Source organism: Virgibacillus ainsalahensis (assembly GCF_055380755.1).
Genome location: NZ_AP043943.1, coordinates 2,590,832 through 2,614,493 on the forward strand (window position 1 = coordinate 2,590,832; position 23,662 = coordinate 2,614,493).

At 40.9% G+C, this 23,662-nt stretch carries 18 protein-coding genes and 1 riboswitch; of the genes, 6 read left to right on the plus strand and 12 right to left on the minus strand.

The features are described 5' to 3' along the window. Nucleotides 1-46 precede the first annotated feature (46 nt). The 5 genes from ACZ427_RS12650 to ACZ427_RS12670 all read right to left on the minus strand — a co-directional run bounded on the left by ACZ427_RS12650 (nt 47) and on the right by ACZ427_RS12670 (nt 5,954). Nucleotides 47-1,048, minus strand: a complete 1,002-nt coding sequence (locus ACZ427_RS12650; RefSeq protein WP_461178913.1) for a threonine/serine dehydratase — start codon at nt 1,046-1,048, stop codon at nt 47-49. Between the two features lie 89 nt (nt 1,049-1,137). Beyond that, nucleotides 1,138-2,343, minus strand: a complete 1,206-nt coding sequence (locus ACZ427_RS12655) for a M20 metallopeptidase family protein (protein WP_461178962.1) — start codon at nt 2,341-2,343, stop codon at nt 1,138-1,140. 117 nt (nt 2,344-2,460) lie between these two features. Further along, a complete protein-coding gene (locus tag ACZ427_RS12660; RefSeq protein WP_461178914.1) occupies nt 2,461-3,891 on the minus strand; it encodes an NAD-dependent succinate-semialdehyde dehydrogenase in 1,431 nt (476 codons plus the stop codon). Between the two features lie 24 nt (nt 3,892-3,915). Further along, nucleotides 3,916-5,268 (minus strand): 4-aminobutyrate--2-oxoglutarate transaminase, encoded by a 1,353-nt coding sequence (gene gabT / locus ACZ427_RS12665; RefSeq protein ID WP_461178915.1) that lies wholly within the window; start codon nt 5,266-5,268, stop codon nt 3,916-3,918. A gap of 29 nt (nt 5,269-5,297) precedes the next feature. Next, nucleotides 5,298-5,954, minus strand: a complete 657-nt coding sequence (locus ACZ427_RS12670) for a GntR family transcriptional regulator (protein ID WP_461178916.1) — start codon at nt 5,952-5,954, stop codon at nt 5,298-5,300. Nucleotides 5,955-6,184: 230 nt separating this feature from the next. On the opposite strand from ACZ427_RS12670, the gene ACZ427_RS12675 reads away from it, so the two are divergent. Next, nucleotides 6,185-7,162: a 2-hydroxyacid dehydrogenase gene (locus ACZ427_RS12675; protein WP_461178917.1), complete on the plus strand. Its 978-nt coding sequence runs from the start codon at nt 6,185-6,187 to the stop codon at nt 7,160-7,162. Between the two features lie 506 nt (nt 7,163-7,668). Further along, nucleotides 7,669-8,784 (plus strand): IS110 family RNA-guided transposase, encoded by a 1,116-nt coding sequence (locus ACZ427_RS12680; RefSeq protein ID WP_461178918.1) that lies wholly within the window; start codon nt 7,669-7,671, stop codon nt 8,782-8,784. A 987-nt stretch (nt 8,785-9,771) separates the two neighbouring features. Here ACZ427_RS12680 and ACZ427_RS12685 read toward each other — a convergent pair. Then, nucleotides 9,772-10,959: a M24 family metallopeptidase gene (locus ACZ427_RS12685; protein WP_461178919.1), complete on the minus strand. Its 1,188-nt coding sequence runs from the start codon at nt 10,957-10,959 to the stop codon at nt 9,772-9,774. A gap of 394 nt (nt 10,960-11,353) precedes the next feature. Further along, entirely contained in the window at nt 11,354-12,190 is an 837-nt protein-coding gene (gene larE / locus ACZ427_RS12690; RefSeq protein WP_461178920.1) for an ATP-dependent sacrificial sulfur transferase LarE, read from the minus strand. A 261-nt stretch (nt 12,191-12,451) separates the two neighbouring features. Beyond that, nucleotides 12,452-12,551: riboswitch (SAM riboswitch) on the plus strand. Nucleotides 12,552-12,731: 180 nt separating this feature from the next. On the opposite strand from larE, the gene ACZ427_RS12695 reads away from it, so the two are divergent. After that, nucleotides 12,732-13,868, plus strand: coding sequence for a methionine biosynthesis PLP-dependent protein (locus ACZ427_RS12695; protein ID WP_461178921.1), 1,137 nt, complete (start codon nt 12,732-12,734; stop codon nt 13,866-13,868). Beyond that, the gene (metC, locus tag ACZ427_RS12700; RefSeq protein WP_461178922.1) at nt 13,849-15,045 is read left to right on the plus strand and encodes a cystathionine beta-lyase; all 1,197 of its coding nucleotides are present in this window, start codon (nt 13,849-13,851) and stop codon (nt 15,043-15,045) included. Before ACZ427_RS12695 ends, metC begins: the two co-directional genes overlap by 20 nt. Before the next feature lie 169 nt (nt 15,046-15,214). On the opposite strand, the gene ACZ427_RS12705 is transcribed toward metC, so the two are convergent. Further along, the gene (locus ACZ427_RS12705) at nt 15,215-15,928 is read right to left on the minus strand and encodes a CBS domain-containing protein (RefSeq protein WP_461178923.1); all 714 of its coding nucleotides are present in this window, start codon (nt 15,926-15,928) and stop codon (nt 15,215-15,217) included. A gap of 112 nt (nt 15,929-16,040) precedes the next feature. After that, complete coding sequence (gene menC, locus ACZ427_RS12710; protein ID WP_461178924.1) at nt 16,041-17,156, minus strand: o-succinylbenzoate synthase; 1,116 nt, start codon at nt 17,154-17,156, stop codon at nt 16,041-16,043. 223 nt (nt 17,157-17,379) lie between these two features. Between menC and ACZ427_RS12715 the strand changes: the two genes are divergently transcribed. Then, nucleotides 17,380-17,811 (plus strand): general stress protein, encoded by a 432-nt coding sequence (locus tag ACZ427_RS12715; RefSeq protein WP_461178925.1) that lies wholly within the window; start codon nt 17,380-17,382, stop codon nt 17,809-17,811. 295 nt (nt 17,812-18,106) lie between these two features. Then, nucleotides 18,107-18,871, plus strand: coding sequence for an NRDE family protein (locus tag ACZ427_RS12720; protein ID WP_461178926.1), 765 nt, complete (start codon nt 18,107-18,109; stop codon nt 18,869-18,871). A gap of 175 nt (nt 18,872-19,046) precedes the next feature. On the opposite strand, the gene ACZ427_RS12725 is transcribed toward ACZ427_RS12720, so the two are convergent. The 3 genes from ACZ427_RS12725 to ACZ427_RS12735 all read right to left on the minus strand — a co-directional run bounded on the left by ACZ427_RS12725 (nt 19,047) and on the right by ACZ427_RS12735 (nt 23,586). Continuing rightward, nucleotides 19,047-20,294 carry a glutamate-5-semialdehyde dehydrogenase gene (locus tag ACZ427_RS12725; RefSeq protein WP_461178963.1) on the minus strand — a complete coding sequence of 416 codons (1,248 nt, stop codon included), beginning with the start codon at nt 20,292-20,294 and terminating at the stop codon, nt 19,047-19,049. Between the two features lie 32 nt (nt 20,295-20,326). Further along, the gene (gene proB / locus ACZ427_RS12730; RefSeq protein WP_461178927.1) at nt 20,327-21,424 is read right to left on the minus strand and encodes a glutamate 5-kinase; all 1,098 of its coding nucleotides are present in this window, start codon (nt 21,422-21,424) and stop codon (nt 20,327-20,329) included. 716 nt (nt 21,425-22,140) lie between these two features. Continuing rightward, complete coding sequence (locus tag ACZ427_RS12735) at nt 22,141-23,586, minus strand: carbon starvation CstA family protein (RefSeq protein ID WP_461178928.1); 1,446 nt, start codon at nt 23,584-23,586, stop codon at nt 22,141-22,143. Nucleotides 23,587-23,662 lie beyond the last annotated feature (76 nt).

Sequence of the window (23,662 nt, forward strand, 5' to 3'; positions counted from 1 at the left end):
GTTATCTATTACCAAGTCTATGCTCTTTAGATCGGTTAAATGTTCCTCACTTTTGATTACGATGGGCTATATTCAAAATAACGGAGGTATCGACACTGCATCCGCTGATGATAATGACGACACTGGAACCTAAATGAGCTTTTTGATTCAAAATCGCACCGATTCCAGATGCAGCCGCACCTTCAATTACCATTCGGTGGTTTTCCAGCATGAAATTCATGCCTTCAGCGATTTCATCTTCTTCTAATAATACAATTTCATTCACATAGTGCTGTACCATCTCAAACGTATATTGATTGTCTTCACCCACACCTCCTAGCAGGCTATCCGCCAGTGTATCCTGTTCCTTAATGACTACAGGGCGTCCTTTTTTGATACTTTCATACATGGTTGCACCACGGGCGGTTGAGACCCCTAGAAGTTGAAGCTCAGGATTTGTATACTTTAAAGCAACCCCCAATCCGGAATGCATCCCACCACCAGAGAGTCCTCCTATCACGGTATCCACTTCAGGTAAATCATCCAGCAGTTCCAGACCGATTGTACCCTGCCCGGCAATCACAGATGGATCATCAAATGGATGAATCACAGTGAGGCCTTCTTCTTTTTCTAACTGATAACAACGAGCTTGCGCGTCATCCTGTGATTCACCTACAACCTCAATTTCTGCACCCAACTGTTGAATCGGCTTCACTTTTACTTTTGGAACCCTTTTAGAAATACAGACAACAGCTCTGATACCAAGTTTCCTGGCTAGATAGGCTACACTCATGCCAAAATTGCCTGTAGAAAATGTTGTCACACCAAGACTTTTTTCTTCAGGTGTTAAACACAATAGTTTATTTGCTGCACCTCTAATTTTAAATGAACCGCTCGGGTTAAGATTTTCCAGTTTTAAGTGAACTGCTGTTCCAGCAAATTCAGACAGTGCAGACGAATAAATGAGTGGTGATTTTTTTACGAATGGAGCAATTCGTTCACGGGCTTTTTCAACATCCTTTACTGTTACAGCTTGAAGGGATTCTTCGCTATACTTCCTTTCGGCCATTTTGTCACACCCTTTATTTGGAAGCTTAACGATTTCGTTTCGATAACTTGAATGATCGTAATTTCTTCGACTTCTGAGGAAGAAAAGTCTTATACTTTCCTTCCTTCTAAAAAAAGCCTTGTAGTTTCTGCGAGAATTGCTGTCCCTGCAGACAGGCTTTTTTCATCGATATCAAAAGTCGGTGTATGCAAGCTTCTGTCCTGACCATCTAATACCTTGCATCCTAGAAAAAACATGGAACCAGGCACTTTCCGTGTCATATGGGCAAAATCCTCTCCCCCCATCCCAAATGGAACCTCCAGTACAGTAAATTGAGGGTAGAGTTCATGAATGGAATGCTTGATGAATTGATTGACTACGCTATCATTTTTAAGGGAGGGGTCTTCCGGTATGATTGTTAATTCATAATTTCCTCCCAGTGCCTTTACCATGGAAAAAGCGTTGTCTAACTGAGCAAGTATACTTTTGCGAACGGTGGGATTATAGCTGCGGATGGTACCCTTTACTTGTATTTCAGATGGAATGACATTACTGGCGGCCCCTCCTTGAATGGATCCGACACTGAGAACTGCCGGGTCCAGTGGGGAGACAGTTCTCCCGGTAATTCCATATAATGCCTGCAGTACCGAAGCAAGCATCCAAACAGGATCTGTTCCCAGATGCGGATATGCCCCGTGCCCCCCAGCCCCATAAATTGCCGCTTCAAATACATCCACATTCGCCATACTGTAACCATCGTGAACCTTTATCTCGCCCAGTGGATTTTCCGGGCTCATATGAAGTGCGGTAACCGCATCCACATCATCAAGCACCCCTGCTTGAATCATATATTGAGCGCCACTCAAACCATGCTCGTCGACCCGCTCCTCTGCAGGCTGAAACAGGAATTTCACGGTTCCTTTCAATTCCCCATTCTGAAAACCTTCCCCTAATACATGTGCAGCTCCTAATAAAATTGCTGTGTGAGCGTCATGTCCACAGGCGTGCATCACACCTGGAAGGACAGACCGGTAATTATGCATATTCTCTTCCTGAATCGGAAGAGCATCCATATCTGCCCGAATAGCAAAAGTCGGGCCTTCTCCTGAAGACAGGGTTCCAACTATCGCTGTTGGATACCCTGCCCCTGTCATTACATCCATATCAGGAATTTGATTAAGAATTCGGGCAACCATCTGTGACGTTTCCATTTCCTGAAAGCTTAACTCCGGATTTGCATGAAGCTCACGCCGCCATTGTGACAACTGGGACTCGATTGCTTCTGCCTTATCACGGAATGATTTATTTTGATTCACCAAGATGATCACCCCTTCACACCGTCAGGATTTTTTAAAACTTTGCTTTTCGTCAAGCCTTAACCTGAGCTTATTATTAAGAAAGTTTTAGACTTTTTCAAACTGCCTTTCCAACAATTATTCCATTCCAATAGAAACATATTGTGTCTCAAGAAATGCCTCAATGCCATAATGTCCACCTTCTCTGCCGATACCGCTTTCCTTCATTCCTCCAAAAGGAACTTGGGCAGCGGACGGAGCGCCATCATTCCAGCCGACAATACCAAAGTCCAGTTTCTCGATTAATTGAGTACCTCTGGCAACATTTTCTGTAAAAATATAGGCAGCCAAACCATAGACTGTATCATTTGCCAGTTTAATAGCTTCAGCTTCTGTTTTTACTTTTTGTATCGGCGCAACAGGGCCAAACGTTTCATCCTGCATCATCACCATGGAAGGATCCACATCGCCGATTACAGTTGGCTCATAGAATACACCGCCATTTTTCGTGATCGAATTTCCTCCTGTCACAATGGAGGCACCTTTATTTACTGCATCCTCCACATGATTCTGTACCTTTTCAAGTCCAGCTTGATTAATTAATGGGCCAATATCCACCGAGTCATCGGCACCATTTCCTACTTTTAATTCCTCAACCGCTTTGGAAAACTTTTGAATAAATTCATCATAAACACCTTCCTGAACATACACACGGTTGGCACAAATACATGTCTGACCGGTATTTCGGAATTTGGAGGCCATTACACCTTTCACCGCCACATCCACATTCGCATCGTCAAGAACAATCAGCGGAGCATGGCCGCCAAGTTCAAGTGATAGATTTTTCACCTGATCCGCACTTTGTCGGATTAATGTTTTTCCGACTTCGGTGGAACCGGTAAACGTAATTTTTCGAACTTTTTCATTTTCCATGATGGCTTTGCCAATTTTGGAGGAAGATCCTGTTACCAAATTGACGACACCTTTCGGAAAGCCAGCCTCTTCACATAGCTCCATCAATTTAATTGCAGTCAATGGACTGTCACTGGATGGTTTCATCACAATTGTACAACCAGCTGCCAGTGCAGGCCCCATTTTACGGGTTAACATTGCTGCAGGGAAATTCCACGGCGTTATCGCTGCAACTACTCCAATCGGTTTCTTCCATACCTGCAGGCGCTTACCACTTAAATGTGCAGGAATTGTTTCTCCGTAGACGCGTTTTCCTTCTTCTGCAAACCATTCAATGAAAGAAGCGGCATACTTCACTTCTCCTCTTGACTCATTGATTGGTTTTCCCATTTCACGTGTCATAATTTGTGCCATTTCTTCCTGATTATCTAACATAAGCTTGTGAAGCCGCTGCAGATATCCAGCTCGCTCGTAAGCCGTTAACCCGGACCATCCCCCAAAAGCTTCATGGGCTGCCTCAATGGCCTCTGTGGCTTCTTTTTCACCACCGATTGGGGCCGTTCCAATTACTTCGTTATTAGCAGGGTTCACAACCTTGAAAGTGTCCAGATGTTCACCAACAGGCAACCCGTTTATATTCATTAAATACTGCTTCATAAAGCCTTGCACCTCCCTGGTTTTCTATTTAGCACTTACAGTTAGAACTGCTTCGATGGATTCTTCCAATATTTCCAAGCCTTCCTGGAGCTGTTCATCGGTAATAACTAGCGGCATCAACAATCGGATGACATTGTCATAAACACCAGCTTTAAGTGAAACAAGACCACGTCGATGTGCTTCTTTGAATACTTTATCTGTTATTGTTTTATCCGGTGTCTTACTTTCTCGATCTTCAACAAATTCCATTGCACACATTGCTCCGATTCCTCTTACATCTCCGATTACTTCAAAACGATCATACAATTTGCGGAATTTTTCCATAACCTGCTGCCCAATTACAACTGCCCGGTCATTTATCTTCTCTTTTTCCATTACATCCAAAACTGCGAGTCCTGCACGGCACCCAAGCGGACTTCCGCAATAGGTTCCACCTAATTCACCTCCGCCGGCTGCGTCCAATATTTCTTTTCGGCCAATGACACCACTGATTGGTAATCCGGCAGCCATAGATTTGGAAATGGTGATGAGATCAGGTTCAATTCCAAAGTGTTCCATTGCAAAATACTTTCCTGTCCGTCCAAACCCTGTCTGTATTTCATCTGCGATAAACAGCATGCCATACTTTTTACATAATGCATGGACTCCCTGCACAAAGGCCTTATCAGGGATAATGAACCCACTTTCACCTTGCACAGGTTCCATTATCACAGCAGCAACCTGATCCGGAGCAACCTCACTGATGAAAAATCTTTCCAGTTCATTTAATAGAAATTCACTATATTCAGCTTCACTCATGGTCTCAGGCCTGCGATAGTGATAAGGGTAGGCCGCATGGTAAACCTCCGGGGCAAATGGACCATATTCATATTTAAACGGTTTCACTTTTCCTGTTAAAGACATCGTCATAAGTGTGCGCCCATGAAAACCTCCGGAAAATGAAACAATCGCCTGACGCTTTGTATGCTTACGGGCCATTTTCACTGCGTTTTCCACTGCTTCGGCGCCACTGTTTAGAAACATCACTTTTTTATCAAATTTGCCTGGTGCCAGTTCCGCAACTTTTTCCGCCAGTTCAATATACGGGTCATACATCATGACATTGAAGCCCGTATGAATATAGCGATCTATCTGATCATGCAAGGCATCTGTTACTGTCTCGTGACTATGCCCGGCGTTTATTGTACCGATTGCGCCAGCGAAATCGATAAAACTGTTCCCGTCAACATCATGAAGCATGGCTCCTTTTGCTGATTTCACAAATGTCGGAATGCCATAGCTGACTGCATCCGGTACAATATTCTTTCTTCTATCAAGCAGTTCCTTTGCCTTTGGTCCAGGTAATTTTGTTTGTACATTTGCAAACTTTTTATTCATTTTACGCGACCTCCCAATTTTCATGATATTTATGCATTCACACCAAGAAATTTCTCCTCCACATAGGCAATATGGTGTGTAACACGTTCTTTCACGGTTTGGGCATCTTTTGTCATTAAAGCATCGAGTAATTGTTTATGCTCCTCGTAAAACGACTGATAGCTGGAATAATATTTGTCCAGATGCACCAGATAGGCTCTAATTTGTACTTGTATAGAATCATAGATTTTGGTGATTCTTGAATTTCCACAACGGCTGACGATATAGCCATGGAATTGCATATCAAGATCGAACAGTGCATTCCAATTTCCCCTGTTCCCATCCTTCTTCATTTGACTGATTATCCCTTCAAGCTCTTCAAAATCTTTTTCCTCCAGTCCGGGCAATGCATCAATAAAGGCATGTGCCTCAATTAATGTTCGCAATTCAATAATTTCGGCCAGATCTTCTTCAGAAAAGTCAACAACATAAGTTCCTCTACGCGCTTTGCTTATCACCAACCCTTCCTGTTCAAGGGTTTTCAATGCTTCCCGGAGTGTGCTCCGACTTACATCAAACATTTCTGCGAGTTCACTTTCAAGTAACCGCTCGCCAAACTGAACCTCCCTATTCCAGATTCGCTGTTTTAATTGTTCCGCAATCAGCTGACTTAATGGCTTCTGCACAATAGTCCTGTCCTCATTCATGTATTAAGCTCCTTTTCCTATAATGAATTCCACTGTTGCAGTGAAAAATTAAAACCCCAATGATCATTGTCGATTGTCGGCAATTATTTAACCCCATCATAAATCACCTAATTATTTCTGTCAATAAGTATTTTAATAATTTAAAATTATATATTTTTAATGTTGACTTCTTTGTAAATTACGGCTACTTTTGGAGTAGTTACGATGATTAGAAAAGGGGATGATGATAGGTGAAGAAAAAAATCATTGCATATGAACGACTGGAAAAGCCTGTACTCGAGGATTTACAGAAAAATTATGATGTAAATTTTTTTAAAAATATAGACCCAACCAGTGACCCGGAGTTCCTGGATTATTTAAGCGAAACAGAGGGGATTATCGGTTTAGGCCTGGACGTGAATAAAGGATTACTCGAGCGGGCTCCACACTTAAAAATTGTAAGTAATGTCTCTGTCGGTTACAACAATATGGATATTGAGCAGCTAAGTAAACGCAACATTATGGCAACCAATACACCGGGAGTGCTAACTGATACGGTTGCTGATGCGATCTTCGGTATTCTTATCTCTACCGCGAGACGAATACCGGAATTGGATCATATGGTAAAAAGCGGGCAATGGATCGAGTCACTGCAACCGGAGCAGTATGGCACGGATGTCCATCACAAGACGCTCGGCATTATTGGCATGGGGACAATCGGTCAGGCGATTGCACAACGCGCTCATTTTGGTTTTGATATGAAAATTTTATATCACACAAGGTCCCGAAAGTACGATGCAGAAAAAAAATATGAGGCAGCATATAGTGACCTTGATGAATTACTTACCAAATCCGACTATGTTTGTCTAATGACACCATTAACTCCAGAAACAGAAGGTCTAATTGGCAAAAGGGAATTCGAGTTAATGAAAAAATCGGCTATTTTTATAAATGGATCCAGAGGAAAAACAGTTGTAGAGCAGGATTTAATTGAAGCACTTAAAAACAAGGAAATCGCAGCAGCTGGCGTGGATGTATTTGAAAAAGAGCCAACTGACACAGATAATCCGCTCCTGAAAATGGATAATGTAGTAACACTCCCGCATATCGGCTCTTCCACACATGAAACCGAACTGAAAATGTCAGCACTTGCCGCAGAAAACATGAAAGCAGGGTTAGATGGTAAACAACCGCCAAATTTAATTAACCCCGATGTTTTTCGGAAATAGAAAATTTGGCTTATCAAGTTTCTAACAGTAAACCATCGTTTTATTTATGTAGCAGAAATTTTTTCATTTTTAAATAAGGCAGCTGTTAAAGGCTGCCTTTTACTTGGCAGTTAAGAAACCACCATGGCGGCGTATAACATGCCACACCATCTATGATGAAAACAGCTAATTTAACCAGAAGGCTGGTCTCTAAACTGCGATTACTCGCCCCATCAAAAGATCTGGGACTGCTTTTGACACAAAAGATATAAAAGACGACGTAACTTGAAATTATGGTTGGTGCTTGTACCCGCTACGGAAAATACACTACGCTTTCCGCGGGCTCGCGCTGAGCCTCCTCGCTCGCAAAGAACGCTCGCTGTGGGGTCTCAGGCGTCTTCGCTTTCCCGCTGGAGTTATCATGAACGAAACTAGCCCCTTGATCGTAATATCGTAGGTTAATTCGGGTATAGTGCAGTAAAGTACAAAACCCAAATCAGAGCTATAATACGAAAGGAGCTAGTATGATGAATTATAACACAAAGTATGTAGGTTTAGATGTATCAAAGGAAAAAATTGCTGTGGCTGTTGCGGAAGAAGGGCGTTCAAAGGCAAGGTATATTGGAATGATCCCTTATACAGTTGAGGCAATCAGGAAATTAATAAAAAAATTAGGGGAACCGGAACAACTTCAATTTTGTTATGAGGCTGGACCAACTGGGTATGGACTTTATCGTCTCCTGAAGAGTATGGATATTGTATGTGAAGTGGTAGCACCGTCGTTAATCCCTCAGAAACCTGGTAATCGTGTTAAGACTGACAAGCGCGATGCCTTGAACCTAGCAACGCTTTATCGTTCGGGAGAGTTAACATCTATCTATATACCAACAGAAGATGATGAGGCTTTGCGCGACTTAGTTCGAGCACGTGAAGATGTAAAGGAAGATGAATTAAGAGCCAAACAAAGACTGACCAAATTTCTTCTTAGAAAAGAGATTAGACCACCTAAAGGTACTAAAAAATGGACGGTAAAGTATTGGGATTGGCTTGATCAAGTAACATTTAAACGATCTGCTTCGATGGTGACCTATCAAGAATATTTACAGCAGTTAAAGGAATGTCAGCAACGATTGAAAGTGTTGGAACAGGAAATTAAAGAACAAGCCAACGAAGGCGTCCATGCCCCAATGATTCAAAAACTCATGACTTTACGAGGCGTGGCAGTCATTACAGCTACTAGTTTGGTTGCGGAAATCATGTCATTTGCACGGTTTCAAACGCCTAACCAATTTATGGCCTACAATGGACTGGTCCCAAGTGAAAGTTCCAGCGGTGACTTACGCAGATTAGGTAATATCACCAAGACAGGGAATCGACATGTACGGAAATTATTAATAGAGGCTGCATGGAGCTATCGGTACCGGCCTGCCGTAAAGGGTGAGCTAAAAAAGAGACAAAAAGGACAGCCAACGAATATCTTGAGTATTTCGTGGAAAGCACAAAACCGCCTGCACAAAAAATATTTCCGTCTATTAGGACGTGGGAAGGAAAGCGGAAAAGCGATTACGGCCGTTGCAAGAGAACTGGCAGGATTCATTTGGGCCATAGCCAATGAACCGGATACTGAATCTCAAGCGCATTAAGTTAGTATAAAACCAAACGATTCGAAAGCAAGCTGCAGGATGAAAGAAAAAGGAAAGGAATATAGGGCTTGGAGGCAAAGATAAAAACCGTAAAGGATAATGCACGACGGAGACTTGTGCTAGCCAACCATTGGTGAACGCACGCCAGGAGTTCGTGACAGATCCTTAGACGGAAAGATAAAATGTGAGAACCCACGGATATCAGTCTCTTAACCGGAGCAGAGATTTTTGCCTTCATGCCGTGTATTTCTCTCCTTGATAATTTAAGAAGAAAGGAGAAACTTCCATTCTTCTTAGTTTTGCATAAGTATCTCCTATATCTAATGGCTCGTCAAGGAGAGCACTTGACAATCCATTAGATATAGGAGGAGAGGTTGGCAAGCTAAGAAGATGATGATAGTTTGTACATTTTTGTTTATGGAATATTATTTACTGAACAAGGGCCAAATTTAGACCCTTCGATTAAGGTTGCCCAAAAAAGTACATTCAAATATTTGGTGGGTGAGGCCTTGACAGTTTCGTTCATATCAGTCTCCGTGTATTTCCTTCGCTGGATTGTGCACTGCAACTTATCGTATTTATTATTTGATTTAAGTCACGTAATAGCCATGCACTCTTAAGATAGTTGATTGGAGCGGAGGACTGTTGACTCCTGCGGGAAAAGCAACAGCTGAAGATCCCGCAGGAAGTGGTTTTGCTTCCGAGGAAGCTGAAGCGTTGCCCGCGGAAAGCAACGGTCCGCAGCGGAAATCAACATAGCAGTTACTTCATCTTTTATATCAACTGCGACGTTAAAGAGTACGAAAAGAGCCAAGCAGAAAAAGCATAGGCTTGTTTCATAGTGGTTACATTGAATAGTCTTTCCCGTTCGAATAACAGTTGTTTTCATACAAAAGTATAATACTTTCTTACTGCATAATTGCGAACTTTAGCCTTTCGCCACAAGGACATGGCGAAAGGCCAGGTTTTCTAATATCAAAAACACAATCAAGCTAACCGGATATCCGGTTTGGCATAAAGTTCCCGTGGGAAATCAGCAAATACCTCACAACCATTTTCCGTTACACGGAATGATTCACTAATCTCCATCCCCACATGACCAAGGTCAATGGTTGGAATCATATGAAAAGTCATATTCGGTTCAAGTATTGTACGATCACCAGGACGCAGACTTGCTGTATGCTCTCCCCAATCCGGTGGATAATTCAATCCCATGGAATAACCAATACGTGACTCTTTTTTAATCCCGCTTTTTTCAATGGACCTCCGCCAAGCAAGCTCAACTTCTTCACATGTAACTCCTGGTTTAACGACATCTAATGCCCTATTAACCCCTTCAACGACAACTTCGCCCAGACGCTGCATCTCTTCCGTAGGCATCCCAACTACAACCGTTCGCGCCAAGGGAGAATGATAACGCTTATAGCAGCCGGCCAATTCGATGATAACAGGGTCCCCTTCCTGAAAAACCTCGTCTGTCCAGGTCAAATGACATGCAGAGGTTTTTTCACCTGTCGGCAGCAATGGAACAATGGATGGATAATCCCCTCCGTAATCCTCTGTTCCACTTATTTGAGCATAGGATATACCTGCAGCCACATCACATTGTCTGACACCTTTATTCAGCATCTCGTAGGCTGTCTGCATTGCTTTTTCAGAAATTTTGGCAGCTTGTTTAATATAGTTAATTTCCCGGTCAGATTTGATGAGGCGTATCCAGTTGACTAAATTTGTTCCATCCCTGAATGTAGCATTCGGTAATTCCTTCGTTAACCGAATATAGCATTGGGCAGTAAAATAATAAGCATCAAGTTCCATTGCAATCGTCTGCTTATCCCGTTTTTTCTTCTTTAAAAAATCGGAGACAAAGTCCATTGGATGCCTAATCTGTGATTGAACGTAGTGGTCTGCATATGGGAGAATATGGTTTTCATCCAGCCAGGTTGTATGCCTGGCAGCGCTTGCATCTAATCCACGTCCAATCCAGTATGGTTGGTCTTCATCTATCAAAACGACAAGCAACTGATGAACATAAAAAGACCAGGCATCATAGCCGCTTATATAATTCATATTTGCCGGATCTGTTACTAATAGGACTTCAATCCCTTCAGTCGCCATTCGCTGCTTTGTTTTTGCCAATCTTTCTTGAAACTCTAAGACAGGAAATGTTAACACAGCTATCCACCCTTTCGCAGAAAAAATTTTAAAAACCGCGAAAACACACAGTAGTAATCAGCAATACATATAATATCACTACTTTATTTTATGCAAAAACTCAAAATAAAGGTACAATTATTTTGCCGATTGTCGACAATGTTTTAATTTAATCATAATTCAATAATATTTGATTGTCAATGAATTTTTAGAATTTTAACCCAACTCTTTCCTTACACTTCTAATTATGCTGTTAATGTCAAGATTCCCCTATTTACCTGTTAGAAAACATGGCTGGTTTTCAAAAATATTGGCAGTATATCTTAGCGTACTTATACAATAGAAAGGGTTATATTTCTCTATCCACGAAAAAAGAGTCCTCCAGTATTTTATCACTGAAGGACTCTTTACATGCTTAGCTTATTTTAGTTTGTAATGAATCCTGTGGCAATACTTCGTTCATACTTCCTGTACGATACCCGCGAAGATCCATGGATACATAAGCGAAGCCAAGTGATTGAAGTTTCAATTGTACTTCTTCACTGTGCTCCATTAATTTTGTAATTTCTTCAGGAGTGACCTCAATACGTGCTACATCGCCATGGTGACGTACTCGTACGATATCAAACCCTAACTTTGTGATGAATTTCTCTGCCTGATCGACTTGTTCAATCTTCTGTTTATCCAATTTTGTACCATATGGAATTCTGGATGCCAGGCTGCAGGAAGCTGGTTTATTCCAAACAGGGATATCAAGTGCTTTGGTGAGTTCACGAACTTCTTGTTTGAAAAGCTTGGCTTCCTGAAGTACACTGCGTGCGCCTGCTTCCGTTCTTGCTTTTAAACCTGGACGGAAATCCGCCATGTCATCCATAATCATTCCATCAAGCACGTAGTCATAATTCATTTCTTTCGCTAAATTATTTAAATGGGAATAAAGCAGTTTTTTACTGTAATACCAGGAATCTGGCGTATTTGCTGCAACTCCTGCATCTTCCAGCTCTTTAATTTCTGTTTGATGCACGTTTACTCCCATTTTTTCGGCAAGTTCTACGGCGCCTTCGAACTCTTCTTCACGAAATAATTCTGATTTAACAACAACAGCCAGAACGTTGGAAGCCCCTAATTCCTGTTGTGCTCTTTTCAATACTAACGTGCTGTCTACACCACCGGAAAAAGCTACAATAACACGGTTCATTCCAGAAAGAATTTCACCCAGATGACGATTTTTTTCCGTAGTTGTCTGATTCATGTTTTTCGCCTCACTCTTTTATATTTCCCCTAAAGGGATAAAAATAGATTCTCATTCATTGATGGTTTCATAAAAATTCTTCTATAATCAGCTTACTGTCCCATGTTTAACATGTCAACAAAAAGCGTTCTCTTTTACTGTCTATAAGCGGATAATTTATTCCTTACTATTCGATTTAAAGACAATCTTCAAACTTTTTCTTGACATTAATATCTGGCAGGTGTACTCTGTGTATTAATCAATTATAGTGAATAAGTTATTTTCTTATCCAGAGAGGTGGAGGGACTGGCCCTTTGAACCCTCGGCAACAGACTTTACAGTACTGTGCCAATTCCAGGAGCATACTGCTCAAAGATAAGAAGAGATATAAGCCGTGATGCCAAACCTCTTCTTAATCCAGAAGAGGTTTTTCAACTATTAGGGGAGTTTTGAGAACAGCATATACCTTAGATAACCGAAATTTTTATACTTGCTGTCAGGTCTTTCCCGTCTTTCGGGTAAGAGCAAAAAGGTTTAATTTTACAAGGGGGATGAAATCATCATGACAGATCGAAGCATTGAAACAAAATTAGCGCAGTTGGGAAATAAAAGTGATGAATTAACCGGAGCCGTCAATCCTCCCGTTTATTTTTCCACAGCCTATCAGCATCAAGGACTTGGTCAATCAACCGGTTATGATTATACCCGGACTAAAAATCCTACCCGATCTCTTTTAGAAGAAGGTATCGCAGATCTGGAGGCAGGGGATCAAGGTTTTGCCTGCAGCTCAGGAATGTCGGCAATACAACTGGTTCTGTCCCTTTTCCGTTCCGGTGATGAAATCATTGCTCCAGAGGATCTCTATGGTGGAACCTATCGTATCCTGCAGCACTATGAACAAGCCTATGATATCCGGACAATTTATACAGAATTAACGAAAACGACAGAAACCGAAAACTTAATTACTGATAATACAAAAGCGATTTTTATCGAAACGCCTACAAATCCGTTAATGCAGGAGATTGGTATAGAGCAACTTGCAGAACTGGCACACAGACACAACCTTTTATTAATCGTGGACAATACATTTTTAACTCCTTATCTTCAGCAACCATTGGAGTCAGGTGCAGATGTTGTCATACATAGTGCTACAAAATATATCGGAGGTCATAATGATGTGTTAGCCGGTTTAGTAGTAGCAAAAGGAAATGAACTCTGCGAAAAACTATCCATCCTTCATAATACTTCGGGTGCAGTACTTTCCTCACTTGATTCCTGGCTTTTAATCAGAGGTTTGAAAACTCTTGCCTTAAGGATGAATAAACATGAGGAAAACGCCAAAACAATTGCCGCATACCTGCACAAGGAAGAAATTGTTACAGAAGTTTTATATGCTGGCAAAGGCGGTATGCTTTCCTTTAGCCTAAAAGAAAGTCAATGGATTGATCCATTTTTGCAAAATCTGAAGTTAATAACATTTGCGGAAAGTCTTGGAGGAGTGGAAAGCTTCATTACCTATCCTGCTACACAAACACATGCCGAGATTCCAAAAGAAGAACGCGAGCGACGTGGAATCTCTGATCGACTATTGCGTTTTTCGGTAGGTATTGAGCGAGCAGAAGATTTAATAGAAGATTTAAAACATGCATTTTCATTTTTAAGAGAGGGGCAAACTTCCAATGAGTCCATTCAAAAATAAACTGGAAACAAAGCTTGTTCATTCAGCGAAAAACAATAGTCAAAAAGATTATACAGGGTCAGTTAATGTACCGATTTATCAATCATCTACCTATCATCAGAAGAGTTTTGATGCATTTGGCCCCTTCGATTACAGCAGATCAGGAAACCCTACGAGAGAGGCATTGGAAGAAGCAATTGCAGATTTGGAAGGTGGTGCACGTGGATTGGCATTTGCTTCAGGTATGTCAGCCATCTCTTCTGCTTTTATGTTGCTTTCTTCTGGTGATCATGTTGTGATTTCCAAAGACGTATATGGAGGAACTTTTCGCTTCGTAACAGAAGTACTGCCAAAATTTCAAATTGACCACACTTTTGTTAACCTGACCGACTTAGAGGAAACTGCAAAAGCCGTCCAACCGAATACAAAAGTGATCTATATTGAGACGCCATCCAATCCTTGTATGAATATCACAGATATTGCAGGGATTATAAAGATTGCAAAATCAAATAACTGTTTGACATTTATTGATAATACGTTTATGACGCCACTTTATCAAAATCCAATTGATTTAGGAGCGGATGTGGTGCTCCACAGTGCAACAAAGTTCCTTTCCGGGCATAGTGATATCATTGCTGGTCTTGCGGTAACAAGAACGACTGAACTAGGCGACAAGTTGGCATTTATTCAAAATTCCTTTGGCTCTATTCTGGGCGCCCAGGATTCTTATCAGCTGATTCAAGGTATTAAGACATTGGGTGCACGTCTTAACCAGTCATCCAATTCCGCTGGGATATTGGCTTCTTATTTAAAGGAGCAGACCATCGTGGAAGAAGTGTATTATCCTGGCTTAACTTCACATCCTGGGCACGATATTCACCGCCATCAGTCAAGCGGTGACGGGGCTGTGCTTTCTTTCCGGTTGCCTGATAAAGCAGCAGCAAAAGCCTTTGTAGAAAATGTCCGCATCCCGGTGTTTGCAGTAAGCTTAGGAGCGGTAGAATCCATCCTTTCTTATCCAGCGACAATGTCACATGCTGCGATGCCAAAGGAAGAAAGAGAAAAACGGGGAATTACAGATGGTGTATTACGATTCTCTGTAGGCCTGGAAAATATTGATGATTTAATCCAGGATTTTGACCAGGCACTAGAAGCTGTTAAACAACAAGCCACTGAAAAAACAGTTAACCTTAATTAAAGACTGTCTAACTCAACTTTCGAGGCTGAAAACAGCAGGTGTGATTAAAGATGCCTGCCATCCATTACTGTAGTTCCTTTTTGATTAGTCCTTCATCATATTGTATGAAGGGCTTTATGTGCGACGAGTAATTGCATAAAGAACGAACAGCATTTCCATGCTGTTCGCTCTAATTATTGGATTCATAGGGTATTTCCAAAATATCAAAAGCAGTGATAATACCTATCAAGCGCTCCGTTGAATACTCACTTTTTGTTATGAGCAATGCTTCCAGACGTCGTCCTTCGCCAATCTGTTTCCTAAAAAGTTCGACCGCTTCAAAGACAGATATTTCCCCACTGATAAATTTATAATTATCTTTTCCTTCGTATTTCAGGATTTCTGCCAATTCTGTTTCCATTGAAGGCAGTGAGCCATTGCTTGTATTATTGGCTAGCCACCTTGAAATACCTTTCTGTGTAATTAAGCCTTTAAACGCTTTTCCATTAAATATAGGAAATTTCGAAAAGGAATGCGTACGGATAACTTTTAGCATATCTGCCAGCAAATCATTTTCCTGAAAAGTGAATACTTTGCGACTAAATGAATGAATTACCTTCCTGGGTTCAGTCAGTTCCCTCTCGATTTCTTCCATTTTAGTGATAACAGAATCATGTGGTTCCGCAATAGCATAAGCCATGTCTATTTTATTATGTACAATTGCGTTTCGAAGTTCGGCAAATTCCAATAAATCATCACGGTACCTTTTTATAATGGCATTTGAATCTTGCAGGATAATTACTGATTTTTTAAAGCCAAAATCTTTCCGTTGGGTCATTAAAGCTTTTAATTCTTTTTCAATTCGATTAAACGAGGTTAAAAATTTTTCCGAGTTCTTGTACATGGTAGCGTCTCCTGTGCATTATTAAGTGTTATCTATATTTTAACAGAGTATGTCTGATTTGTTCTATACCAATGACAAGTAGTAATTAAAACTGTCACTCTTGTGCAGTAGTTCAAAACGAAAATGTTTCCTGTTCAATCGTGTATGCCTCCAGCATCTCTTGATCCATGTCATAGCCAATGCCAGGTTTATCCGGAACTTCTATTACACCATTTTTCACAATAACTTCAGGTTTAATAATATCCTGTTCCCAATACCTTGAAGAACCAGCTGTATCTCCTGGTAAAACAAATTGAGGTAATGTTGTAAGTGCAATATTGTGAGCCCGTCCCACACCGGATTCCAGCATCCCGCCACACCATACCTTCATACCATGTTCTTGACAGTAATCATGAATTCTTCTCGCTTCAGTCAGCCCACCGACACGGCCAATCTTTATATTAATAATTTTACAGCTCCCCAGCTGATGCGCTTTTTTGGCATCTTCAAGGGAATGGATACTTTCATCCAGACATATTGGTGTGTTCATCACAGCCTGCAGCTTGGCATGATCGACAATATCATCATGTGAGAGGGGCTGTTCAATCATTGTAAGGTCGAGATCATCCAATTGCTGCAAATGCGCAACATCTTTTAGTGTGTAGGCTGAATTAGCATCTGCCATAATTGGCGTATCCGGAAAGTGTTTACGGACCTTCCTTAACACTTCAATATCTGAACCCGGTTTGATTTTTAGTTTGATCCGCTTATATCCTTCCTGAACATATTGTCCCACTGCTTGGATTAAAGCCTCTGTGCTCGGCTGAATACCGATACTGATGCCGACATCAATTTCCTGTTTTTTTCCGCCAAGTGCCTCTGCCAAAGTAATTTTCTCCCTCTTTGCATAAAGGTCCCAAATAGCGCCTTCCAGTGCTGATTTCGCCATATTATTTCGTTTTATCGGTCTAAAAAGTTCCGAAACCTGATTCGGATGCTTTATTTCATTATCCTGTAAAATCGGAATCAAAAAATCTTTCATGACGTGCAGATTCGTCTTTACCGTTTCTTCAGTGTACCACGGAGTTATGAATGCTACAGACTCACCATACCCAATACGACCATCTGTGTCCATTGTTTCTGTTATATAAAACTCCTTATCCTGAATGGTTCCAAAACTGGTCATAAAAGGGTTTTTCAGCCGCATCTTTAACTTCCGCAGTTTTATTTGCTTTATTGGAATAGTCATACAAAAACCTCCTTCACCTTATTATCGCTTAATACTCAAAAAACTTGTCTTCTTCATTATCTTAACACGGATAATATCTGTCCACTGGCAACCATCAGAGGATTGTGTATGTTTTTCAATGGCGAATAATAGTAGAGAAAGTGAACTTCCTTTGGATTGTTTTAATACAAACACACTGGGGAATAGAACTATATGAAAAATTTCATTCAAGGAGGTTTTACAAATGGGACAAGAAGTTTTCGGACCTTTTTCGGCAAGAGATGAAGCGGTTAATCTCGTGAACAGTCTTGAATTGAAAGGATATAGCGCACAAAACATTACAGTATTTACACACCGAAATGACACCAGCGACATGAAAAAACATACAGACGTAAATGTGGAAAGCAATGTAACGGAAGAAAAGCGCGAGGAGTCATTTACAGATAAAGTAAAAAAAATATTTTTTAATGACAATACGGAAGATACGGATTCGGATATTTATGATAAATTAATGGACTTAGGTATGTCAGACCAACAAGCAAGTAAATACATTGAAGAAATTGAATCAGGGAAAATACTGGTTATCGCGGATGATACACTGAAAATGGGACATGACCCAACCAGTACCAGTGATACGGGTGTGCTTGAAGAAGCAGCAATACAGCGGAATAAATAACCGTATGAAAGCGAGCAGAAGACGAATCTCCTCAACAGGGAAGCTCCTGAACTGTTCGCTTTTATCTACTATAAAACTGTTTCACGGATAAACCGCTCTAGTTCTTCTCCGACAGACAATTTCTCCATTGAAATTGTTAAACCCATATTGATCCTACCAACCACACATTCGCTCTATTTGTTACCAGTTCTCCTATGAATTGAATCACATTAGAAAAATTCCCTCCACAATTCATTAATTTTGAAAAACATTCCAACAAACACGTATAATGAATCGAAAAGGAGTCAATTAAGCGATGTGTTTAATCAATTTTCAAATCAATAGTCATCCGAATTATAAATTTATTGTCGCAGCAAATCGGGATGAATTTTACGAGCGTCCCACCGCACCGGCAGCGTTTTGGGAAGACCATCCAACAATCCTGGCCGGCCGTGATTTAATGCAGATGGGAACATGGTTGGGCATTACAAAGCAAGGACGCTTTGCAGCACTCACCAATTATCGTGACCCTAAGCATATGAAAACAGGCAATCTTTCACGTGGGGAGATTGTCAAAAACTATTTAGCCAACGATATTTCTCCAGAGGGTTTCCTTGAAAATCTACGAAAAAATCAAGCAAATTACGTCGGGTTTAACATAATTGCTGGCAACCCGGATCAGTTATTCCATTATCATAATGTAAAAAATCAAATTTCGGAAATTCCTGCAGGCACACATGGGCTCAGCAATGATTCACTTAACACGCCATGGCCCAAAGTAGTAAAAGGAAAGCGAAATTTACAAGAATACGTGATGAAACATGAAAAACTTGACATAGATAAATTATTTGAGATTGTTTCCGATGCAGAAGAAGCACAAGATGAAGATCTGCCCGAAACAGGGGTCGATCTGGATCTTGAGCGGAAACTGTCCCCACTGTTCATAAAAACTCCGGGTTACGGGACACGCTCTTCAACTGTGTTGCTCGTGGATAGGTCCAATAATGTTACCTTTGTGGAACGCAGTTATGAGAAAGGAGAGTTTACCGGGGAAAACCGCTTTGAATTCCAAATTAAATAAAGACAAATAGAAAAATATACATCCATCTATTTGCCAAAAACACAAAGAGAACCAGAATCATATAAACTGGTTCTCTTTTTTTAGCGGTTAAGAAAGCATAAAATTTCCTTACCTCATAAGTGCGGACTTTGGCCTTTCGCTACAAAGGTTTGACGAAAAGCCAAGTTTTCTAGCATTATTGACGTGCCTGCCCGTTGCCTTTAACAACAAACTTACTAGAAGTTAACGCAGGCAAGCCCATTGGGCCTCTTGCATGAAGCTTTTGTGTACTGATACCGATTTCCGCACCATAGCCAAATTCAGAGCCATCCGTGAACCGGGTAGAAGCATTATGGTAAACTGCTGCTGCATCCACGCTTTGCAGAAACATAGCTGCATGTTTTTCATCTTCCGTCAAAATCGCTTCGGAGTGTTTCGTGCCATACGTATTAATATGATCAATGGCTTCTTCTGTACTGGCAACCAGTTTAACACTTGCCGTCAAACCAAGATATTCGGTATGCCAATCTTCTTCTGATGCCAACTTTGCCTGTTGAAATGTATTACAAACTGTAGCATCTGCATAAATCTCAACACCCTGTTCGGCAAGTTTTCCCAGTAATTCCACTCCATGCGCTTCAAACCATTTTTTATGAATCAAAACGGATTCAATCGCATTACAGACAGATGGGCGTTGTAATTTCGCATTCAAAACTAGTTCTTCTGCCATTTCCTGTTCGGCAGTCTCATCTACAAAAATGTGACAGTTACCTGCACCAGTTTCAATAACTGGAACCGTTGATTCCCGAACAACTGTATCAATCAGATTCTTCCCGCCCCGAGGGATCAATACATCCAAACATTCATTCAATTGAAAAAGTTCTTTTGCTGTTTCTCTGTTCGTGTCCTCAATTAACTGGACAGCACCGGCTGGCAGTGAGCTTTTTTCCAATGCCTGGTGAATCGACTTTATCAGTGCGATATTGGAAGACTTTGCCGAAGAACTGCCCCGTAATACGACTGCATTTCCTGTTTTCAAGGAAAGTGTAGCCGCATCTATGGTTACATTTGGTCTTGCCTCATAAATCATACCAATAACACCTATCGGAACGCGCTTTTTCTCAATAAATAAGCCATTTTCTTTTTCAATAGTTTCCAAGGTTTCTCCTATCGGATCCTCAGCTTTTACCAAAAGCTGAATCGCATCTGCCATCCCTTTAATTCTCTCTTCATTCAACAAAATCCGATCAAGCACAGAATCAGAAATCCCCTTTTCTTTTCCCTGCTCAATGTCTTTACTGTTTTCGCTTAGGATATGTTTTTGATCAGCTACTAATTGCTCTGCAATCAGACGTAATGCCTCATTTTTTTCCTCTGTTGTTACTGCCATCATTGTATAACTGGCTGTTTTTGCTGCTTTCCCTTTACTTTCTACTTCTGAAATAACCTTTACCATCTCGAATCCTCTCCTTCATTTTAGGCTTTTACCCAACCTTCCCGATGGATAACTTCGACGGAGGACAAGACACTGCCTGTCTCGTGCTCCTCCCGTTTTTCAATTGCCTTCTTTAATTCGTCAGATGAACAACTTATTTCTCCTTTACCTACCAACCCACTCATGCCATATACATTTACAACATCTCCTTGTTGAAATGTTCCTTTCACTTTAAACACACCTGCAGGTAAGAGGTTTTTTCCATTATACAGAATAGCTTCCTCTGCACCTTGGTCCACATAGATATTACCATTGGTTTTCGAATGGAGGGCAATCCATTGTTTTCGAATATTAACCGGTTGAAGGGCATGATTCGATATATATGTCCCGTCTCCCATCCCATGATGGACATCCAATAATTTGTTTTCACCTTGACCACAGCCGATGAAAACAGAAACCCCAAGGGATACAGCCGTTTTTGCTGCGAGAAGCTTTGATTTCATTCCCCCGGTCCCTACAGATGAACCATTTGTATCCGCACCATCTATCATCCGATCTGTAATATTCTCCAGAAAATCATATTTTTTTGCAGATGGATTTGTTCTCGGATTGCCGTCATACAAACCGTTGATATCTGTTAAAATAATCAGTCTATCCGCATGGACAAAGCCACTTACTAGGGCAGATAGCATATCATTATCTCCAAATGTCAGTTCATCAACCGATACCGTATCATTCTCGTTAATAATTGGTATAATGCCCCGCTTAAGCAATTCTGTGATGGTTGCAATGGCATTCGTATAGCGGTCTCTATTCGAAAAGTCATGGCGTGTTAATAATAACTGAGCCGAAGTCAGATTAAACTTACTGAGTTTTTCATTATAAGTTTGAACCAGCAGACTCTGTCCTACAGCGGCTGCAGCTTGCCTTCCTTTAAGCTCCACAGGTTTTGTAGCATATCCTAATCTCGCAAATCCGGCAGCAACTGCACCGGAAGACACTAAGATCACTTCATGTTTCGCCGCCCGAAGCGCAGCAAGTGCATGAATATGATCATCCAGCTTCACCTCATCAATTTCACCCTTTTCATTTGTTAAGGAACTGCTGCCTATCTTCACAACGATTCTCTTTTTCTTCATTATGCAAAACTCCTGTTAGATTATTTAATAGTTTATGATTTCTCCCAAAATACCCTGCTAATATAAAAAAAGCCCAATCATCCTTTATAAAAAAGGACGAAAGGCTATGCTTCCGCGGTACCACCGTTTTTTGGATGCAACCAGACACACCCCACTTACTTCGATAACGCTGAAAGGGCGCCCTCTAATCGGAAGGGGACTCGGGAGACAGGTTCGGTATGTTGTTTGTGACAGGACCTTCCAGCTGTAAATCCCGCTCTCTTTCACAACATTTCACACGTACTATTTCTCCGTTAACGTTCCATTTGTAATTGATTCTATTATGCAAAGAAAAGCTCTAAATGTCAATAGCTAAATTTATATTTATAAATAATTATTTATATTTATGCATTTAATTGTATTTTTATTGTATTATAAAATCGGTTAAGTTCTTATCTTTACAAAAGTCTATTTTCGAAAAGATTTGGGACTGCGGTTACTCGTCCCATCGAAAAAAATTGGGACTGCGATTACCCGCCCCACCGTAAAGACTTGGGACTGCGTTTTCTCAAGGAGGCTGACGTGCCAGCGGAAATCAACATAGTAGTTATGTCGCAGTTTATTTAGACAGTGAGAAGTAGTGAACAACAAAGATATGTAGAGCGCCTTATAAAAAGTGCCTTTTATAAAGAACCCCTTTTTTCTAAAAGAAGAGGTTCGGAAACAGATATGTTAACTTATCCAGCTTTTTCATCAGAAACTGGATATTTTTCCACGGACTTTTGTTTAATAAGCTGTCTTATAAACCAGGATGCAACCGCAATCCAAATAATAGATCCAAGAATCATAGAAACGCCGTAATCTATATTAAAACCTTCTGGTGCATAAAAGACATACGTACTAACAACTGCTGTCATAAAAAGAGCCGGGATACTGCAGATCCAATGGAATTTATAATTCTTCAACAAATACATCGCACCTGTCCAAAGCATTACTGTCGCAACAACCTGATTGGACCAGCCGACATAGCGCCAGAGAAAATTATAGTCAATCATGGAAAGAAACAGTGCTGGTAAAGCCACGGGAATGATAAGCAAGGCCAGCGTACCTTTCTTTTTCAAATCTTTTTTCGTTATTTCACCTAATAGTTCGGTAAGCATCATTCTGGAGGAACGTAATGCCGTATCCCCTGTTGTTATTGGAAGGATAACAATTCCCAAGATTGCTAGAATACCACCGAATACACCAAGTGTCGAAATACTGATTTCATTTACAACTCCAGCAGGCCCACCTGCATCCAGTGCTGTCTGAAGACCTCCAGTACCTCCAAAAAAGGTCATTCCTGCTGCGGCCCAGATTAATGCAATGACACCTTCCCCAATCATTGCACCATAAAACACTTTTCTTCCTTCACTTTCTTTTTTTAGTGTACGGGCAATGATCGGGCTTTGTGTACTATGAAAGCCGGAAATCGCTCCACAAGAAATGGTAACCATAAGCAGCGGCCATATCGGCATATCCCCAGGATGCAGGTTCTGCATTGTTAAATTTGGTATCGGATTATCGAAAAAGAACATCCCTATTCCAATAGAGACTGCCATAAAAATTAGAATTGCACCAAAAACCGGATAGACTTTTCCTATAATTCTGTTCACTGGTAGTACTGCTGCAAGTAATAAATAACCAAAAACCAGCAGTAAACACCCCATGAAGCTAAGTGGTGTAATGGAAGAAACCAACTGTGCCGGTGCGGCAGTGAATGCGGCAGCTACAAGTATCATTAAACAAATAGATAGGACGGTCGTGAGGAATTTTGCGTATTTTCCCAGATATTTTCCCACAAGTGATGGAAATTGTGCGCCTCCATGACGAAGTGACAGCATTCCGGAAAAGTAATCGTGTACCGCGCCTGCAAAAATGCAGCCGATAACAATCCATATGAAAGCAACAGGGCCGTACAGTGCACCCAGTACTGCACCAAATATCGGTCCGGTCCCAGCGATATTTAATAACTGGATCAAACTTCCCTTCCACCATTTCATTGGTATATAGTCCAAGCCATCCTGTTTGGTATATGCAGGTGTCTTCTCATCGTCATTGATGCCAAAAATACGTTCTACCACCTTACCGTATATGACATATCCTGCGATTAACAGCAGAATGGAAAGTATAAATGTGATCATCGCTGAAGCCCCCTTTAATCGCTTATATTTAATATGCAATATATTACACTAGTATATCGACAAAAAGCAACCTTTT

Excerpts from the sequence above, each read along its gene's own strand:
- ACZ427_RS12660 (WP_461178914.1), bottom strand. The coding sequence starts at position 3,891 with ATGAAGCAGTATTTAATGAATATAAACGGGTTGCCTGTTGGTGAACAT.
- larE (WP_461178920.1), bottom strand. The coding sequence starts at position 12,190 with ATGAATCAGACAACTACGGAAAAAAATCGTCATCTGGGTGAAATTCTT.
- ACZ427_RS12650 (WP_461178913.1), bottom strand. The coding sequence starts at position 1,048 with ATGGCCGAAAGGAAGTATAGCGAAGAATCCCTTCAAGCTGTAACAGTA.
- ACZ427_RS12735 (WP_461178928.1), bottom strand. The coding sequence starts at position 23,586 with ATGATCACATTTATACTTTCCATTCTGCTGTTAATCGCAGGATATGTC.
- metC (WP_461178922.1), top strand. The coding sequence starts at position 13,849 with ATGAGTCCATTCAAAAATAAACTGGAAACAAAGCTTGTTCATTCAGCG.
- ACZ427_RS12720 (WP_461178926.1), top strand. The coding sequence starts at position 18,107 with ATGTGTTTAATCAATTTTCAAATCAATAGTCATCCGAATTATAAATTT.
- ACZ427_RS12705 (WP_461178923.1), bottom strand. The coding sequence starts at position 15,928 with ATGTACAAGAACTCGGAAAAATTTTTAACCTCGTTTAATCGAATTGAA.
- proB (WP_461178927.1), bottom strand. The coding sequence starts at position 21,424 with ATGAAGAAAAAGAGAATCGTTGTGAAGATAGGCAGCAGTTCCTTAACA.
- ACZ427_RS12715 (WP_461178925.1), top strand. The coding sequence starts at position 17,380 with ATGGGACAAGAAGTTTTCGGACCTTTTTCGGCAAGAGATGAAGCGGTT.
- ACZ427_RS12695 (WP_461178921.1), top strand. The coding sequence starts at position 12,732 with ATGACAGATCGAAGCATTGAAACAAAATTAGCGCAGTTGGGAAATAAA.
- ACZ427_RS12670 (WP_461178916.1), bottom strand. The coding sequence starts at position 5,954 with ATGAATGAGGACAGGACTATTGTGCAGAAGCCATTAAGTCAGCTGATT.
- menC (WP_461178924.1), bottom strand. The coding sequence starts at position 17,156 with ATGACTATTCCAATAAAGCAAATAAAACTGCGGAAGTTAAAGATGCGG.
- ACZ427_RS12680 (WP_461178918.1), top strand. The coding sequence starts at position 7,669 with ATGAATTATAACACAAAGTATGTAGGTTTAGATGTATCAAAGGAAAAA.
- gabT (WP_461178915.1), bottom strand. The coding sequence starts at position 5,268 with ATGAATAAAAAGTTTGCAAATGTACAAACAAAATTACCTGGACCAAAG.